Origin of the sequence: Burkholderia sp. Ac-20392 (assembly GCF_017104585.1) — a bacterium.
Lineage (GTDB): Bacteria > Pseudomonadota > Gammaproteobacteria > Burkholderiales > Burkholderiaceae > Burkholderia > Burkholderia lata.
On sequence record NZ_JAAGPB010000042.1, the window covers coordinates 1 to 17,234 of the forward strand.

The window sequence follows — 17,234 nt, forward strand, 5'->3', positions numbered from 1 at the left end:
TGACGAGCAGCGACACGGCCGGCTTCATGCGCCGCTCCGTTTCGTCAGGATCGTCCGGTCATCCGTCGCATCGAAACCGATGCACGCAAAGCAGCTATGCCCGTGAGTGAACATCCCCACTGCTTCCCCTCATATATCTAACTGGCCTGAATCATTTATCGAAACAATGCGGCGATTTCTTTAATCGCGCGTCATCGTGCTGCGCGCGCCTGGCACTGGCACACGCCCATTCGTCACACTATCTCAAAAACAGGACAAAACTTACCCCGATTCGCGACGTTGAAGCGAAAAAAACCTCAATCCGGTCGGAAATGCTGCGCGAGCGAGATGAATGGTAAGAATTGCGCCGTTGTCGCCCGGCAGGCCGGACGGCATACTGCCGGCGCGGTGCGGCTGGCCGGCGGCGGTCCGTTGCAGACCGCCCCGCCTGAACGCGCGGCCGCGAGGCGGCGCGTATGCTACCGCAATCCCGCGCTGCCGGACGTGCTTTCTTTCACGGAAAACTGACTTGAATCAAATCGTCGACACTGCCACCCCGTCCCCCGATACGCTGCTGCGCATCATCGCCGCGCAGACCGAGATCGCAAAGCTCGGCCTCGATCTCGGCAGCGTGATGGCCTATGTGGCCGAGCAGGTGCCGCAGCTCACCGGCGCAAGCGCCGCCGCGGTCGAATTCGCCGAGGGCGACGACATGGTGTACCGCGCCGCGTCGGGCACCGCGGCCGGGATGCTCGGCCTGCGGCTGCGGCGCTCGGGCAGCCTGTCGGGCCTGTGCGTGCAGCAAGGCGAGCTGCTGCACTGCACCGATTCGGAAACCGACCCGCGCGTCGATCGTGACGCCTGTCGACGGGTCGGCCTGCGCTCGATGCTCGTGATGCCGCTCACCCATGCCGACACGACCGTCGGCGTGCTGAAGGTGATGTCGCCGGAAGTCGACGGCTTTTCGCAAGCCGACGCCGGCACGCTGCGGCTGACGGCCGACCTGATCGCCGCCGCGATGTTCCACGCGGCGCGCAACGAGGCGAACGAGCTGTACCTGCGCGCGACGCACGACGCGCTCACCGGCCTGCCGAACCGCGCGCTGTTCTACGACCGCCTGCGGCAGTCGATGCACACGACGCTGCGCGCGAACGGCCGGCTCGGCATCCTCAACATCGACATGGACGGGCTGAAGCCGATCAACGATGGCCTCGGCCACCGCGCAGGCGACGCGGCGCTGCGCGAGATCGCCACGCGGATGCAGGGGGCGGTGCGGCGCTCGGACACGGTCGCGCGCATCGGCGGCGACGAATTCGCGGTGATCCTGCCGAACATCGGCAACCGCGACGATGCGCATGCGCAAAGCACGCGGCTCGCGCGCCAGGTCGGTGAACCGTTCGAATTCGAGGGGCGCCCGATGCGGCTCGGCGTCAGCGTCGGGATCGCGCTGCTGCCCGACGACGGCACCGACATGAACGCGCTGATCGAGCATGCGGATCAGGCGATGTATGAAGTGAAGCGCACGCGGTCGCAGCGGACGGCGCACGCGTAACGCGAACTCGAAGGCTGCTTGCTTGACGGGTCCGCGGGCGGAACGGCACGCTCAACCGCCTGCGGCCAGCTTGGACGGGCGCTAGCCGATCTGCGGAACGGCGATCGCGAGCCCGACCACGAGCCACTGGACGATCGCGACGATCACGCCGGCCCGGCACAGCCCGACCGCGCCGCGCACGCGTGCGTCGAGTGCGCGGCCGGCCTTCGACGCATCGATCCAGCCGAGATCGGCGAGCGCGCGGTCGAGCGCCGCGGCGGGCGCAAGCTGCTCGTGCTCGATCAGGTCGAGGATCTGGGGCCCAAGCGCCGGCAGCGTGATGTTCTGCGTCGCGACGGCGCCGACGCCCGCGCGCACCCACGGGCAGCGCGCACCCACCGCGATGCTCGACGAGCTGATCGCGATGCCGAGCTGGCCCGTCTCCGGGCAACGCCCGACGATGGAGAAAGTCATGTCGCCTCCTATGCGCGGTTCGGCTGCCAGTTGTCCGGGATCACGGCGATCACGTCGATTTCCATCAGCCATTGCGGCTGGCCGAGCGCGGACACGACGAGCCCCGTCGAGATCGGATACACGCCCTTCAGCCACTTGCCGACTTCCTGGTACACGGGCTCGCGATAGCGCGGGTCGATCAGGTAGGTCGTCGTCTTCACGATGTGCGTGAGGTCGCTGCCGGCCTCTTCCAGCAGCTGCTTGACGTTCTTCATCGCCTGCTCGGCCTGCGCTCGCGGATCGCCGAGGCCGATCAGCTTGCCGTCGAAATCGGTGCCGACCTGGCCGCGCACGTAGACGGTATTGCCGGCCCGCACGGCCTGGCACAGGTCGTTGTCGAGCGTCTGGTTCGGGTAGGTATCCTTGGTGTTGAACATGCGGATACGGGTATGGGTGGATTGGCTCATCGGAATCCTTCGGTCGTCAGGGGTCACGCCGCCGCACCGGATGCGAACGCGGTGCGGCGGGCGGCATGGGTTCGGTCAGTTCACCGCGTCGGCGAGCGGTTGCGCGTCGGCGTGCGATGCGGCGCCGTCCTGCGCCGCGTGCGACGTCGAGCGGCGCTGCGATGCGTCGTGGTAGTCGAGATAGGTGCGCTGGATCGCGATGTGATCGGCGATGTGCCGCGCGTCGTGCCACACGCCCCAGATGAAGCTGGAGCCGCGCCGCGACAGCCACGGCAGCCCGAGGAAATAGATGCCCGGCTCCTTCGACACGCCGCGCTGGTGCTGCGGCTTGCCGTTGTCGGCGAACGCATCGACCTTCAGCCAGCCGTAGTCAACCGCATAGCCCGTCGCCCAGATGATCGACGTGACGCCCGCGCCGGCAAGGTCGAGCGCGAGGATCGGATGCGCGACGCAGTCGGGGTTCGGCAGGATGTGGCGCGCTTCGGGTTCTTCCGGCAGGTCGAGGCCGTTGCGCGCCGCATAGGCGTCGGCCGCGTCGAGCAGCGACAGGTAGTTTTCGTCGCCGCGCGCGAGATTGATCGCCAGGTCGCGCTCGAACACGGCCACGCCGCCGTCGAACGACTTCGTCAGCCCGACGAGCGTCACGCCCTGCTTCGCGAGCTTGCGGAAATCCACCGTATGGCCGCCGCGCGCACCGCTCACCGCGATCGTCACGTGTTCGCGGCCGGGCGTCGCGACTTCCTTGTCCCATTCGCCGAGCACGCCGAGCCACCAGCAGAAATCGCGGCCGCGATACGCGCGCGGCGGACGATCGTGCGGGCCGACCGACAGGTAGACCTGCCGGCCCGCACGCTGCAGCTCGTCGGCGATCTGCACGCCCGACGACCCCGCGCCGACCACCAGCACCGCGCCGTCCGGAAGCTGGCCCGGGTTGCGATAGTCGGCGGAATGGAGCTGCACGAGGCGCGCGTCGTCCGGCGCGATCGGCGGAATCACCGGGCGCTGGAACGGCCCGGTCGCGACGACCACGCGGTTTGCCTCGATCGTGCCGTCGGACGTCTCGATGACGAAACCCGGCTTGCCCGTATTGCGCACCACCTGCTTCACCTCGACGCCGGTGCGGATCGGCGCGTTGAATTTGCGCGCATACGCTTCGAAGTAGTCCGCAACCTGGTCTTTCGATGCGAACGCGTCGGGATCGAGCCCGTCGAATTCGAGGCCGGGGAAGCGGTCGTGCCACGCGGGGCCGTTCGCGACCAGCGAATCCCAGCGCCCGGTGCGCCAGCGCTCGGCGATGCGGCTGCGCTCCAGCACGAGATGCGGTACGCCCAGCTTGCCCAGGTGCTCGCTCATGGCCACGCCGGCCTGTCCGGCGCCGACGACGAGCGTATCGATTGAGGTTGTTTCGACTGCCACGGCTGTCTCCTTCTGAAGTGCGGCTCAGTGCGACGCTCATGCTGTCGCGTGAGTTGGAATGGAGACATTCTGCTGAGACACCGCCTGAGGCGAAATGATGATTTTTGTTGGTGTTGATGAACAAAAAGCTGGGTGTGGGGCGGATTGGCGGGCGCCAGCGGGCTACGCGGGCGCGGGCGCCCGCCCCGGAGGGCGAGCCCCGCCCGCTGGCCCCGCACGCACGCCCCGCGCCGGGTGTCGCGCCTACGCCGCCGGATTCACGTTACGGAAACGCGGGCCGTAAAACACCGGCTTCGACAGATCCGTATAGCTTCGCAGGTACGCGTACTCGTCCGGATACAGCGTGTCCAGCCGCGCAAGCGCCGCCGCCGGCACCGGGTGGCGCAGGATGTTGAAGCACGACAGCACCCGCAGATCCACCATCCCGTGCACCGCCGCGCCGAGCGACTTCCACGAGCCGCCCGCAGGCCCGTTCCACACGACGTCGAGCGTCGCGAGAATCGTCGAGAACCCGGTATCGAATGCCTGGAGGTCGGCACTGACCGCCGCCTGGTTCGGATCGAGCGCGAGCAGGGCCGCGTAGCCGTCGCGCGGCACCGCGAGCGTGTTGACGACCACCGGCGCGTCGATCGCGGTGCCGGCAAAGAATCGCGGCTCGGTCTGCCGGTCGAACGGCACCGGCGGCGCCGGCACCTGATAGCACGCGCCGTAGTACAGCTCGGCGAAGCGCGCGTAATGCGACTTTTCCCCTTCGAACGCGCCGGGCGTCAGCACGTCGCCCTTGCCCGCCCCTTCGCCCTGCTGGAGGATTTCGTCGATGCCCGCATAGAACGCGTCGACGGGATCGGTATCGGGCGAATACGTCACCGTGGTGAAGCCGATATCGTCGCCGACCTGATTCGACGTGCCGCCCGCCTTCACGGCGGCCCGCACCGCGTCTGCGTTGCGGGCGATCGCCGCGCGGATGCCCGCGTAGAACGCCGCGATCGTCGGATAGGTCTCGGCCCGCCCGAGCAGCTTCAGCAGGAACGCCGGCATCTCGATCCGCATGAAATTCTTCAGTTGCGGCTTCGAATACTGCGCGAGCCCGACCTTCAGGTCGGGCTCCGCACCGCCCGGCAGGCCATGCACCGGATAGTCGATGCGGATGCCGCGAAACTGCGGCGTGCCACCCAGCGCGGCGAGCAGGTTGGACACGATGGCCATGTGCACCATCTCTTCCATCACGACGCTGCGGATCGCGTTGTACGCCGAATAGTTCTGCACTTCGAGCGAGAACATCGCGGACAGATAGAGCGGCAAGGTCGAGTATTCGAGTTCGATGGCGCTTTGCAGCGCGCACTTGATCCAGGCCAGATCGCGATCCGCCGGCGTTACGGTGCTCGGGTTCATGGCGTTTCTCCTGTCGGTCGGCGTCAATAGAACAGCGCGTAGGCGGTGTCGCCGAGCCGGTACGGCACCACGCGGGCCGCGCCCGACGGCGTCGTGGCCGCGCCCGCCTGCGTCCAGCCGAGGCAGTCGGCGTGGATCCGGTACACGGCCGTCGTGCCGTCCTGCGCGATGTACGTGATCAGGTACGGCTCGCCATGCGCCCACGGCACGCAGGCCGCGCTGCTGATGCGCAGCGCGTCGGGCAGCTGGTTCTGCAGATAGCCGCCGACCTCGACGGTGCCGAGCGCGGGATTGTCCTGGATGTGGTCGATGTTGACGTTGAGCTTCGCCGTGTTGATCTTGAAGAAGAAGTTGGCGCCGCCGAGCTGGAAGAACGAGAACTGCGTCCAGCCTTTCGCCCACTGGTGATACCAGACGTTGAGCGCGAGCAGCGGCGGCACGCCGCCGGTCGACGCCGGCGTCACGGTCACGCTGAAGTTGGCGACCTGCCCGGTGTTTACGTCGTAGCCGAGCAGGTATTGCTGGCCGAGCGACGTGTACGGCACGACGTTGGTGAAGTTGTGCGTCGGCGTATTGCGCGGCAGTGCGAACGTGTACGGCGGCGACGTCGCGAGCCCCTCCTTGACCGTGAAGAAGCCGAACGTGCCGGTGTCCGCGCGGTAGGTGAGCAGGTAGTGCACGTTGCCCAGCACGAAGGTGTCGATGCTGTCCCACGGCCCGCCCGACAGGTCGAGCTTCGCGTCGACCACGCTCACCCACGGCGCCTGCCCGGTCAGTGCATAGGCGTCCGTCTTCTGCGTGGCCTTGTCGTACGCGACCAGATGGGTCCGCTCGCCGGTCCGCAGCACCGTGAAGCCGCTGTAGCCGGCGGGCAGTTGCGCACTGCTCCACACCTGTTCCAGCGCCACCTGGTCCGAGCCCTTGACCGGACTGATCGAATAGATGCTGCTCATATGCATGCGCTCCTCTGGCAATGAACGATCGAACGAGCGGCGCCGTGCCGGCTCAGGTGATCGATTCGACGTAAATCGGCAGCGGCGCGGGGTCCGCGCCTTCGATCTGGAAATAGCTGAGCCGGGCCGGCTGCCCGGCGCCCGTCAGTTCGAGCAACTGGAAGCCGCGGTTGTACCAGCCGTCCGTCAGGCCGAGCGTCAGGTCCGGCCGCTGCAGCGGAACCGGGAATTTCTGCGCGTATGGCGCCTCGCTCGCCTGAACGGGGATCGCGCTGTGTCCCGCACAGCGCCCCTTGGGCAACGGCTTGAAGATCTGCGTGGCGTCGCCGTCGCCCGTCGGCCAGTCGGCCGGCCGGTAGCCGTCCGTGAAAATGCCGAGATTGTGCTCGTGGCCCCAGATCCACGCGGCCACCCGGTCGCCGAACGTCGCGCCGAACTGCCGCCATAGCGCGGTATCCACCCACGCGCGGTTGAAGTCGGCCGGATCCGGCACATTCGAACCCGCCAGCGGCCGCTGCGCGATACCGCAGACGTCGAGCGCCGAATACAGCTGGTGATGCGACAGCAGGATCGAGCGGCCGGTAAACCGCGCGAGCTTGTCGAGATGCCAGGCGAGCTCGTCGGGACGCACGAACACCTGGTCGACCGGCGCGGTGGTGTCCCGGCGCGGCAGGTCGGCGAGCGGCGCGTGACGGAAATACGGGTTGATGTCGGCGGGCCAGTGCGCGCTCGACGCCGCGCCCGCGGTTTCGACCGGGCCGATGTGCAGCCGCTCGAGCGTCGCCTGCTGCGCCGAGGCCGCGACGTTCATGTAGTGCCCGTGATAGCCGGTGTCGAGCCCGAGAAACTGCCAGCCGTCGTCGGCGCTGCGCAGGCAGAAATAGCTGGCGACTTGCCGCTGCGACGGCTGGTCGATCAGCGCGCCGGAATCGAGCGCCTGCAGGTACGCGACCGCGCCGGTGAAGTACTCGTGGTTGCCCGGCACCGTGAAGAGCGGCACGCGCTGCCGTTCGCTGCGCAGCACCGCGCGCACCAGGCCGACCAGCCGGTGCTCGGTCTCGAAGTGCGTGCCGGAGAAATAGACATCGCCGAGATGCAGGATCGCGTCGGGCTCGAATTTCAGCGCGGCGACCAGCACCGCAGCAGCCACATCCGTCCCGGTGCCGATGTCGCCGACGATCGCGATCCGCGCGCGCGCCGGCAACCGCCACTCGATCACGCCGTAGCCGAGGTCGCCGTTGCCGGGGCCGGGCGCCTGCCATGACCGGTACTGCGGCTCGCCGCCCTTGTGGAACGGGTACTGCCAGTAGTACTTGTAGTACTGCACGTACATTTGCTGCCACAGCGGATTGCCGAATTTGTACGCCTGCGTCTGCCGTTCCTGGTCGCGCTCGATGTCGGCCGCGCCGGCGATGCTCGCATGCGCGCGCCGGTGATGCAGGTACGACAGATAGGTTTGCACCGCCGCTTCGTCGTCGCTGTCCGCCGCCGGCGGGTCGAGCGGCAGGTTGTCGTGCATCGCGTGGCAATAGCGGTCGGTGGCCTCGACGAGCGGATGCCCGCTATCGATCGCGGCGGCCGGATCGCGCTCCGCGCCGAGCGAGCGCGCGAGCACCTCCGTCACGCACGACTTCCACAGCGCGAGATGCGGCGCCTCGAAATGCTCGATCGGCTTCATCACGCCTCCGGCTCGCGCGGCGCGGCGCGCGATGCGCGGGGCCGCGCAAACTGCAGGTTGAGACTGCTGTCCTGTGTCAGATCCAGGCCCGGCCAGTCGTCCCACAGCCCCGCCGGCAGCGCGAGCGGCCGCGGAGCGGTCTGCAGCACCGGCGTCGTCAGCGCGGCGAGCCCGTCGAGGGCGGCATCGAGCGGCCCGTGCGCATGCGTGCCATGCACCCAGGCAACCGCGTAATCGTTGCCGCAGCACACCAGCGCGCCGTCGACGCCGGCCGGCGGATGCGCATGCAGTGCCGCCGCCCACGCATACGCCGCCGCGAGGAAATCCGCCGGGCTCAAATCCGCACGGCGCGCGCCCACCAGATGCCTGGCGCTCCCGAGCATCCAGTCGGCCGGCCGGTCGACCAGGAAGTACGGCTGCTCGGCCTGCAACGCACCGCTCGCGGCGCTCAACGCGACCGGCACCTCGGGCAGCTTGCTGCGCGCCATGTCGTACACGTCGCCGTGCAGGTTCTGGTAGATCCGCACCGCGATCGCCTTCGTCGCGCGATCGTGCGATTGCGGCGTGGCCCAGAACATCAGCGCGGTCTGGTCGGGCACGGCCGGCGGTTTGCCGGCTTGCGGCACCATCGTCGGCAGGTAGGCGCGCAGGCCGACCGGCGGTTGCAGCAGCGCGCAGGCGGGCACGAACACGCTGCCGAGAAACTGCGCGAACTGCGCGTAGGCGAGCGCGGGGGATCGGTACCCGCGCCACACATAGACCGCGTCCGGCGCGACCGGAAAGCTTTCCTCGGGCGTGTTCATCCGCGCGCCTCCCGCTTGAACTGGAGGTTGAAACTGCTGCCGGCGCGCACGTCCATGCCCGCCCATTCGTCCCACAAGCCGATCGGCAGGAAGGTCGGCGCCGGTGCGAACGTCTCGTTCCAGCCGGAAAACAGCGGCTGCAGCAGCGGGATGCCGGTGGCGCCCTGCGCGGCGCCCACCGCCACCGGCCCCAGCTCCCAGTACACGAGATAGTCGGTGCCGACGCACGCGATCGCCCCGTCGAGCGGCACGCGCTTGGCGATCTCGGCCAGCACCTTCGCGACCGACGCGCTGAACGATGCGGGATCGACCGCGGCCGGGCGCGCCGCCACCACGTGCCGGACCGCGCCATGCATCCAGTCGGCCGGCTGGTCGAACAGAAAGACCGGCTGGTCGACCGTGAGCTCGCCGGCGAACCGGACCGGGAAATCGGCGCGGCTCTGGTTGTCCTGCGTCAGATACACGCCGCCGTGCGTGAGTGTGTAGGTCCGCACCGCGAGCCGGGTGAAGCCGTTCCAGTACGTCGACTGCGATTCCCAGAACAGGATCGCGGTCTCGTCGGGCACCGTATCGGGCTTGCCCGGCAGCCCGGCCGGCACGGTCGGCGTGTACGAACACAGGCCCGCGTCGATCTGCATCTTCACGGTGGCCGGCACGAACACCGTGCCGAGCTTGTTCATGAACGCGTCGAGTGCCAGTGACGGCAGCCGGAAGCCGCGCCAGACCCGCACCGCGTCGGGTGCGACGAGCCGGCGGGCGGCAAGATCCTGTTCGCTCATTGCGGTTCTCCCGAGGCGGAAACGGTGGCGGGCCCGTCCGGGCGCAGCGCGGCGACGGCGAATGGCACCGCCGGCTTGCCGGTCCTGACGACCGAGTCGGCGACCTTCGCGAGCCAGCCGGCCGGCGGCGGCGTCTCGCTGGTCTTGCCATAGCGGCATTCGTTCGGGAACTGCCAGTGCCGGTTGACGCAGAACTGACACGAGCCTTGCGTGCGCCCCAGATAGCCGCCGGTCGCGGTGTCCTGCCACGCGAGCTGGCCGTGCGCATACATGTCCTCCAGCACCGCGGCCATCAGCGCATGCGGTTCGACGTAGTACGGCTCGAGCGTGCGATAGGCGTCCGGAAACTGATGGGCGAGCCAGGCCCGCGCCGCGGCCGCCGCATCGGTGTTGGACGGGAGCTGGATCGCGGTGTAGTCGCCCGGGTAGCGTTGATCGGGCGGGACGACCGTGAAGCCGTTGGCCGGCACCAGCGCGGCGACGCAAGCCGGCTGCGCCTGCGCGAACGACGCCCAGTCGTCCGGGCTCAGCCGGTACTGCGCGAGGAAATTGCTGTTGTACGAGAAGTGCGGCGTGATGACGAGCCGCGTGCGGCTCTGGTAACGCTGGCCGTCGATCGTCACGTCGAGGTCGATGTAGGCCGGATGCGCGGGATCGGTCGTTTCGCGCAGCAGCGTGTAATCCTTGTCGGCCGGATGCGTCGAGATCGGCGGATCACGCTTCACATGCGCGCCGAACGCCGAGTAGAACATGTTCCAGCTCGACTGGCTGACCACGTAGAGCACCGCCGGCCGCGTCTGCACCAGCTGCTTGATCGCCCACGCGTTGCGGCTCACGCAGTTGTCGACGATGGTCGCGATGCTCGCGGCGCTGCCGCCGAGAAAGCCGGCGTTCCAGTGCGGCGACGCGCACGCGACCATGTCCAGTTGGCACACATCCTCGCCGACGCGCAGCGATGCGGTCGGATGCCCCTTGCGCAGCACGTCCTCGAACTGGTCGAGCACCGGGACGAACTGCATGTAGTAGCCCTGCGGCTGCTGCAGCACTTCGACCTGGATGCCTTCGGGCACCGATACCTGCGCGACCAGCACGTCGCCTTTCTCGAAGCGGTTGCGCGGCGGATACGGATCGAACAGCAGCACGTACGGAAACTCGCCCTGCTTGCCGGGTACGGCGACCACCGTGTCGGCCGCATCGCCGTCGTAGCGCACCGTGATCGTCCAGGCCGCGCTCGAATTGGCGCGGGTCGCCGCCGTCACCACCCCGCCGCGCGGCGCGACGACCTGCCCTTCCGGCAGCATGAAGCGCCGCACGAAATCGAGATCCAGCTTTTCCTGGTAGACGCTCCGGTAGCGGTAGTACCACGCATACTTCGCCCACGCGCTAGTGTCGTCGTCGGACGAGAAATCCGGATAGCACCATGCCGCACCCGTCTGGCCCGGCAGGAACGCGGTCAGGTTCGGATTGATGCCGATCGTCATGATCGGCGCCTTGCGGCAGCCGTCGATCACCTCGCCGTTCGGAAACGCGGGCGGCCGCGTGCGCCCCAGCACCCACGGCGATGCGCCGCTGTAGCCGCCGCTCGCCGCGTACGGCACGTTGACGTCGAAATCGAACGCCGTATACGGGCCGTAGGTGCGCTGCTTCAGGTCTTCGGGCCAGAAGAACGAGCAGGTGCCGCACGCGCGCACCTGGAACGCCAGCTGGACTTCGAGCGGATCCTGCGCGTCGTGCGGTACCTGGCCGCGGCTCGGGTTGTAGACCGCCGAGCCTTCGCCCGCGATCGTCGCCCACGTGGCCAGCGCACCGTTGTAGCTGGTCAGCATGCCGAACGTGGTGTAGATCAGCCCCGACCAGTCGGCGCGGGTCGCATCGGCGATCGTCTTGCCTTGGTGGGTGTGTTTCGGCACGACCGGGTCCGAGATGTTGCGTACGCACGCGAAGCGCACGCCGAGCCGGTTCGCTTCCTGCGCGATGATCGCGTCGTCCATTTCCAGGCACGAGTAGGCGTCCGCGCGCTTGCCCTCCGCGATGTAGTAGAAATCCGTCGTGAGCAGCGGCGTGTCCTTCAGCGGCAGGACCGCCGGCTTGTTCAGGCACGCCGGCCGCAACGCGTCGTTGAGCAGATCGTCGAGCGTCAGTTCGCTCAGCCCCGGATCGTTCGGATGCTGCGCCTTCAACTGGTCGAACAGGCTCTGCAGCGACTGCTGCGTCACGACCTGATCCATCCGGAACAGCAGTTCGCGCTCCACGTCGCCGAGCAGCGCCGTCGACGGGTACCAGGTCGGGCAGCGCGCCATGTTGCCGTCGTCGGGGCTCGCCGTGTTCTGCGGCCGTTGCAGCTCGAGCAACGTCGCGTTGGCGACGACCGTATCGCCGAGCCGCTGATCGGTGCGCGCGCCGCCGGCCGTGCCGATCGTGTAGAGGCGATCCGGTCGCGCATCCTCGACGATGCAGCGGACCATCGCCGCGAGGCCATCGAGCCACGGCGCATGCGCCAGATGCGCGTTCGACTTGAACAGCAGCACGTTCCACGGCCGCCCCGACCGGTCGACGATCCGCACCATCTGGAACTGCCCCCACAGCGTGCCCGACTGCGCGTCGGCGTGATAATCGGACGCCCCGCGGCTGTACGGCAGCCAACCGTCGCGCCAGCCGTATTGCGACGGATCGCCGACGGTGTCGCTGTTCACGAACACGTGATCGAGCGCGAACCATTCGGCGCTCGTCCACGTCAGGATCACGATGTCGGCGCGCGGCAACGGATCGTATGGCGTGCGTGCGCCCGATGCGATGCGCACCGGCGCCGACTGGCCGATCTTCTGCCAGTCGACGGGCGGCAGCGTCGGACTCGCGCGCGCCACGAATTCCGGCGCGATGTCGGTGAGGCGGGTCAGGGTCGAAGCGAGCGGGTCCGGCAAGGCATTCGCATTCATGGCGAGACTCCGGGAGGAAGGGGACGTCGGGTTGTTTTGAATGGGACGATCGGGGGTGACGGCGCGCACGCGCGTCACGACGCCGGCGCGGCGTGCGTGGCCTGGATCATCGCGAGCGCCTGTGCGCTGGTCTTGCCGGGCGGCGGAATGATCAGGTCCGTCTGCGACAGCGCTTTCCACAGCACCGGATCCTGGAGCGCGATCGTGCCGCCGCCGCGCTTCTCCTGCGACACCATCCGGTTGATGTCGCCGACGCACACCCAGTTGTCGGTCGTCGTGATGCCCCACTTCGCGTGGTCCTGCGTTTCCGGCCACGCCCACGGCGCGCCGAGCTTGCGCAGGTCGATGTACTTGATGTCGAAGGTCTTGTGCACGCCGTCGCTGTCGAGGATCGGCGGGATCTTGCCGCGGATCCAGGTCTCGACGTCCATGTCGGCGCCGAGCGTGGGGCCGACGAGATCGTTCCAGAAATCCTTGCCCCACTTGCGGTTCTTCGCGATCACCTTGAACGGCGCTCCGCCGCGCGTGCTCAGCGGCACCACGCTGGAATCGCCGGGTGTCGTCACGCTGAGCGGCTTGGTCAGCAGGACCAGCGGATGATTGGCCGGCAGGTTCGCGGTGCGCGGCAGGTACACCTGCGGCTGCTGGTTCAGCGCCATTTGCGCGGCCAGCTTGCCGGCCGTGTCGAGATCGATGCTCAGGCACATGAACGTCTGCCCGTACAACGGCGTCGGCACGCCGGGTTCGGCCGGGCTCGCGTACTTCGGCCACGAATGCAGCAGCCAGAAGGCGGAATCCGACGCCGTGTCGAACGCGATGATGCCCTTCGTGTGGCCGAGCGTATCGTTGTTGCTGCGGTCGGCGTCGGTCGGCATCTCGTCGTTGTAGAGCACCCAGCCAAACGTCCCGGCCGGGTTGCCGAACACCGCATCGAGCGTGTAGAACAGTGCGCCCTGCTTGTCGTTCATCAGGTTCGGCGACTGGGTGAACTTGCCCACCGTGCGGTCGTAATACGCGTATTCGTAGCCGGTGGCGCCCGAGCTGTTCGGGCCGCCGACGAGTTTCGGCACTTTGTACGCAAACCATGCATCGACCGGTTGATTCTGTTCGTCGCGCGCTGAAATGGTCATGGTGTTCCCCGTTGCTTCAAGACGCCGTCTGTGCGGCAATCGGCGTCCGGTACGACCGCGCGCCGTTCCCTTCATGTATTGGTTCATTGCGCGGAGCCGGCGCGAACGCCACCCACCCCGCGCGCGACGCGGCATCCGAGGCGGCAATACGCGGGCAAGCAGGTACCCCGCGCACGCCGGCCGATGCCGTTGCGCTCCATTTGCTCATCGCTGGATGCGTGGTCCTTCCTATTGCAATCGACTCACGCCACGATCATGTTTCGCCCGATAAGATCTCCGGTTTGTCTTTTGTCATCCTAAGTAATCTGGCCGTTTTTATTGCGTAAGCGATCTTTCAACGACACCTCTCCGAGCGCAACGCGATCGCTCAGCGCGTAGAACGCCAGCATGCTGACGAGCATCGCAACCGCCACGCCGCTCGTGTCCCAACGCAGCCCTGTACCGAACGCCAACGCCTTGATCGCCGTCATGCCAAGTGCCATGACGAGCAGCATCGCCGCAAATTCAAGCGCGACCCGAACCGGCGCCCGAACCAGCGCGCGTACCGTGCTGCGTCGATGCCCGCCCTTGCGGTCGGCCTCGCGCCGGATCAACAGCGCCAGCATGGCCAGCATCGACATCGGAAACCACTGGAGATGGAGCACGAGCGTATTCCACATGACGCCGGCATCGAGCGTTCCACCGCAGATATTGAGAATCGCCTCCAGCGGGGAGCGCATCGCATCGAGCGTCAAGCCCGCGCAGATCGCGGCCATGCACCAGAGCATCGACCGGCGCGCACACCTGCCGGGCGAGCCGCTTCTCGTCGAATAGCCGGCGATGCCGCAGGCAATCGCGCCGATGCCGTTCCATATCCAGCTGGAAGGGGCCCCATGCAGCCTGGTCGGCAAATCGCAGGCGAGAAAACCGAGCAGCGCGAACGCCAGCACGCCGCGCACGCGTTCGGATATCGACAGCATGGCGGTTCGCGCAGGCCCGATCCTGGCGCTCGCGCGGATCGCGTCCGTCACCGTTGCCGTTGCCGGACGCGTGGCCGTGTCGGCCGGCGGTGCAGTCGGCGCAGTCATGGCCGTTCAGGCGGGATCTCTCATGACCGCATACCACGAGCACACCACCCCGGCCGGCGCGACGCCGCCGTTGCCGCTCGCATGCGGAACCGTGCGGACGATCGAACCGGTCAGCGCCGGACGCTGATCGATGCCGTTGGGCCAGGGCGCGCTCACGTACCCGACATAGTCGTAGACCCATTCCTCGCCGCTGACCACGCCGCGCCCCTGGAATCGCACCGTGCCCGGATTCCCGTAGGTGATCCAGCCGTTGAGCTGCAGCTCCCATCCCGGGCCGAAAATGCGCCCCTTGAAAATGCCCGCCGGCGCCTGCTCGATCTCGATCGTGCCGAGGCCGAATTCAAGGTCGTTGAATGCGGTGGCCGGGTCGGGATCGTTCAGGAAACTGCGATAGGTCCACAGCCCCACCAGGCTGCCGGTTTCGGGTGTATAGCTCATGCCCGCGTCTCCCCTTCATGTCCACGTTGTCGAAGTACCGGGGCGAACCGGCGCCGGGCGGCGGCGCCGGTTCGTCATGCGCCGCCGCTACCGGACCTCGAGCCGGAACAGTTTCGATGCGGGTTGCGGCGCCGCGCCGGCGACGGCTTGCGAAACGGGCGGTGACGCGGGTTGCGTCTGCAGGCGTACGCCCTCGCGCGTATGGATTTCGACCTCATACTGCGCGTCCTGCACCGCGCTTTCGGCGAAGTGATTCAGCGGGAAGAACGCCTTTACTTCGAGGTGCGTCTGGCAGTTCGCGCAGGACTGCACGCTCCAGCGGCTCAGCACGGCCTCCGTGCCGAGCAGTTGCCGTTCGCCGTCCACGTTGACGTACGCGGACACGAGGAACGATCCGGCGATCGGCGCACGATTGAGCCCGGAGACGCGCACGACCTTGCTGCTGTTGCCGGCCGGCACGGTCGCCGCGGCGAGCGAGAATTTCGGCAGGTTTTCGAGCGAACCGGGGCCGTACGTGTAGCCGAGCTGCTCCTCGATGTTGATGCAGTCGAGCGACGTATACGCACGCTCCTTGCCGTTCTCGCTCTTCTTGAACGGATCGAGCGGCGATTCGAGCGTGAGCCACGAGTTGGGCACCGTGCCCGGCGTCGGCCCCTGCGCATCGACGGAGTTGGTGCCCGGATACTCGGCGATGACATCGAGGTGCTGCGTATAGCCATGCCGCTTCTGCCACAGCCAGAACACGCGATCGATGAAGCAGTGGTGGAAATAGAAGATCGGGTCGAGTCCCGCGGTGTCGTTTTCACCCATGTCGCCGTTGGCGCCGGGAATCGGCGAGAAATCGCCCTTGTTCGGGCCGTGCGGCACGTCGAACCCGCCGACGGCAAGGTGAATATCGTTGTGCGGCGACTCGAGCGGGACGACGGGAATCGCATCGGCCGGAAGATTCTCGTTCCACTGGGCCGCGGACGACGTATTGGAAAACACCGTGTAGTTCGGCGCATTCAGGCACTGCTCGAACTTGCTCTTCACGTTGGTCGGCACCACGTCGCCCTTCACGACGATGTACGACGTGAGCCAGTCCACGATGTTGCGGTTCAGTATGACGACGTTCTCCTTGGCGTTGGGGAACTTCGCGTTGTGCTTCTCGGTGGCGGCCTTGTCCTTGTCGGTCCCCACGAGCCCCGACAACGGGTAGCGCACCGTGACGTAGGGCAGCGGCTTGCTGTAGTTCGGATTGTCGCCGTTGATGTTGTCGGTGATCGCCCGGTTGAACGCGAAGGAAGCCAGCGGGTTCGGAATCTTTTCGCCGTCGAGCTCGAAATCCGGGTCGGTCAGCGCCCACGGAATGCCTTTCGTCAGCGACTCCTCGCTGGTTTCGTCCCAGAACGGCAGCATCACCTGCTCGCAGCCGGGGATGCTCTGCAGCGCCTGCTCCAGCCGCAGCAGGTAAGCCCGGTGCCAGGTGGGGAACAGCACGTTGCCGTGGTTGCAGTAGCCGCCCCAGTAAGACGCCGAACCCCAGCCGGCGCCGCGGAACGGCTCGCCGTGGAAGCCGCCAATCATGAAGAACGAGTTCGGATCGTCGGGCGGCAATGCCTTGATGCCTTTCCACGCGCGCATCACGTCTTCCAGCGGCTTTTTGTTGCCTTTCAGATATTCGGCTTGCAACGATTCGATCGACGGACGAACTCTGACTCCAGGTGCGTTATTCATGATGTGTCCAGCCCTCTTCGTGGGTAGCGTTACGGTTTGGCCGCCAGGTTTTGAACGTAAGCAGGTAATTCAAAAATCAGTCAAACTCACGTTCAATTGAATTTGTTTTATTAAAATAGCGCTTGGCATTTTGAAAGCATTAATCGGCGGGCCATAGGCGGGCCCGCGTGGTCACCGGGTCGCCTCCATGGGGGCGTGGACACGCGCAACAGGCGCAACACGGCCTCTGAAAAGGGGCTGCGCCTTCAGATCGTAGGGATGCCGTGGTGAATCGATGCCGATTCGGCAGGCACGAATGCCTGGCAAAGTAGCCGAGATACCCCGATAGCGTTTTATCCTGATTTGGTATGAGTAAATAAAGCAGGTTGTGTTTGTTTTAGCAAGGACAAGGCGGGATTGATTATCAAAAAAATGTGGGCGCGGAAGCGACTACTGGCTCGTTTTATTTTCATGAATAATCGAGCGCATTCACGACGGGATCGTAAAAACCCCGCGC

At 66.9% G+C, this 17,234-nt stretch carries 13 protein-coding genes and 1 pseudogene; 1 reads left to right on the forward strand and 13 read right to left on the reverse strand.

Annotation, left to right across the window (positions count from 1 at the left end; all coding sequences use genetic code 11):
* Positions 1–331 precede the first annotated feature (331 nt).
* Positions 332–1,531: a sensor domain-containing diguanylate cyclase gene (locus G3N99_RS08565; protein WP_174934692.1), complete on the forward strand. Its 1,200-nt coding sequence runs from the start codon at positions 332–334 to the stop codon at positions 1,529–1,531.
* Positions 1,532–1,762: 231 nt separating this feature from the next.
* Here the strand turns inward: G3N99_RS08565 and G3N99_RS08570 are convergent.
* From G3N99_RS08570 to G3N99_RS08630, 13 genes and pseudogenes are all read right to left on the reverse strand, one after another.
* Positions 1,763–1,984 (reverse strand): annotated as a pseudogene (locus G3N99_RS08570) (DUF1028 domain-containing protein); the annotation flags it as partial.
* Positions 1,985–1,992: 8 nt separating this feature from the next.
* On the reverse strand, positions 1,993–2,430 hold the full coding sequence (locus G3N99_RS08575; protein ID WP_206122145.1) for a RidA family protein: 438 nt from the start codon (positions 2,428–2,430) through the stop codon (positions 1,993–1,995).
* A 75-nt stretch (positions 2,431–2,505) separates the two neighbouring features.
* A complete protein-coding gene (locus G3N99_RS08580; protein ID WP_174932787.1) occupies positions 2,506–3,846 on the reverse strand; it encodes an NAD(P)/FAD-dependent oxidoreductase in 1,341 nt (446 codons plus the stop codon).
* Positions 3,847–4,089: 243 nt separating this feature from the next.
* Positions 4,090–5,238, reverse strand: coding sequence for a ferritin-like protein (locus G3N99_RS08585; RefSeq protein ID WP_206122146.1), 1,149 nt, complete (start codon positions 5,236–5,238; stop codon positions 4,090–4,092).
* A 23-nt stretch (positions 5,239–5,261) separates the two neighbouring features.
* Entirely contained in the window at positions 5,262–6,191 is a 930-nt protein-coding gene (locus G3N99_RS08590; RefSeq protein ID WP_206122147.1) for a hypothetical protein, read from the reverse strand.
* A gap of 52 nt (positions 6,192–6,243) precedes the next feature.
* On the reverse strand, positions 6,244–7,869 hold the full coding sequence (locus G3N99_RS08595; protein ID WP_206122148.1) for a metallophosphoesterase: 1,626 nt from the start codon (positions 7,867–7,869) through the stop codon (positions 6,244–6,246).
* Positions 7,869–8,672, reverse strand: a complete 804-nt coding sequence (locus G3N99_RS08600) for a hypothetical protein (RefSeq protein ID WP_206122149.1) — start codon at positions 8,670–8,672, stop codon at positions 7,869–7,871. Before G3N99_RS08600 ends, G3N99_RS08595 begins: the two co-directional genes overlap by 1 nt.
* Positions 8,669–9,451, reverse strand: coding sequence for a hypothetical protein (locus G3N99_RS08605; RefSeq protein WP_174932778.1), 783 nt, complete (start codon positions 9,449–9,451; stop codon positions 8,669–8,671). The genes G3N99_RS08600 and G3N99_RS08605 overlap by 4 nt, the downstream gene beginning before the upstream one ends.
* A complete protein-coding gene (locus G3N99_RS08610; RefSeq protein WP_206122150.1) occupies positions 9,448–12,387 on the reverse strand; it encodes a GTPase in 2,940 nt (979 codons plus the stop codon). The genes G3N99_RS08605 and G3N99_RS08610 overlap by 4 nt, the downstream gene beginning before the upstream one ends.
* A gap of 74 nt (positions 12,388–12,461) precedes the next feature.
* Positions 12,462–13,517 carry a deoxyribonuclease II family protein gene (locus G3N99_RS08615; protein ID WP_174932775.1) on the reverse strand — a complete coding sequence of 352 codons (1,056 nt, stop codon included), beginning with the start codon at positions 13,515–13,517 and terminating at the stop codon, positions 12,462–12,464.
* A gap of 296 nt (positions 13,518–13,813) precedes the next feature.
* Entirely contained in the window at positions 13,814–14,584 is a 771-nt protein-coding gene (locus G3N99_RS08620; protein WP_206122151.1) for a hypothetical protein, read from the reverse strand.
* Between the two features lie 6 nt (positions 14,585–14,590).
* Positions 14,591–15,022: a hypothetical protein gene (locus G3N99_RS08625; RefSeq protein ID WP_174932771.1), complete on the reverse strand. Its 432-nt coding sequence runs from the start codon at positions 15,020–15,022 to the stop codon at positions 14,591–14,593.
* An 87-nt stretch (positions 15,023–15,109) separates the two neighbouring features.
* The gene (locus G3N99_RS08630) at positions 15,110–16,738 is read right to left on the reverse strand and encodes a tyrosinase family protein (protein ID WP_206122152.1); all 1,629 of its coding nucleotides are present in this window, start codon (positions 16,736–16,738) and stop codon (positions 15,110–15,112) included.
* Between the last annotated feature and the right edge of the window lie 496 nt (positions 16,739–17,234).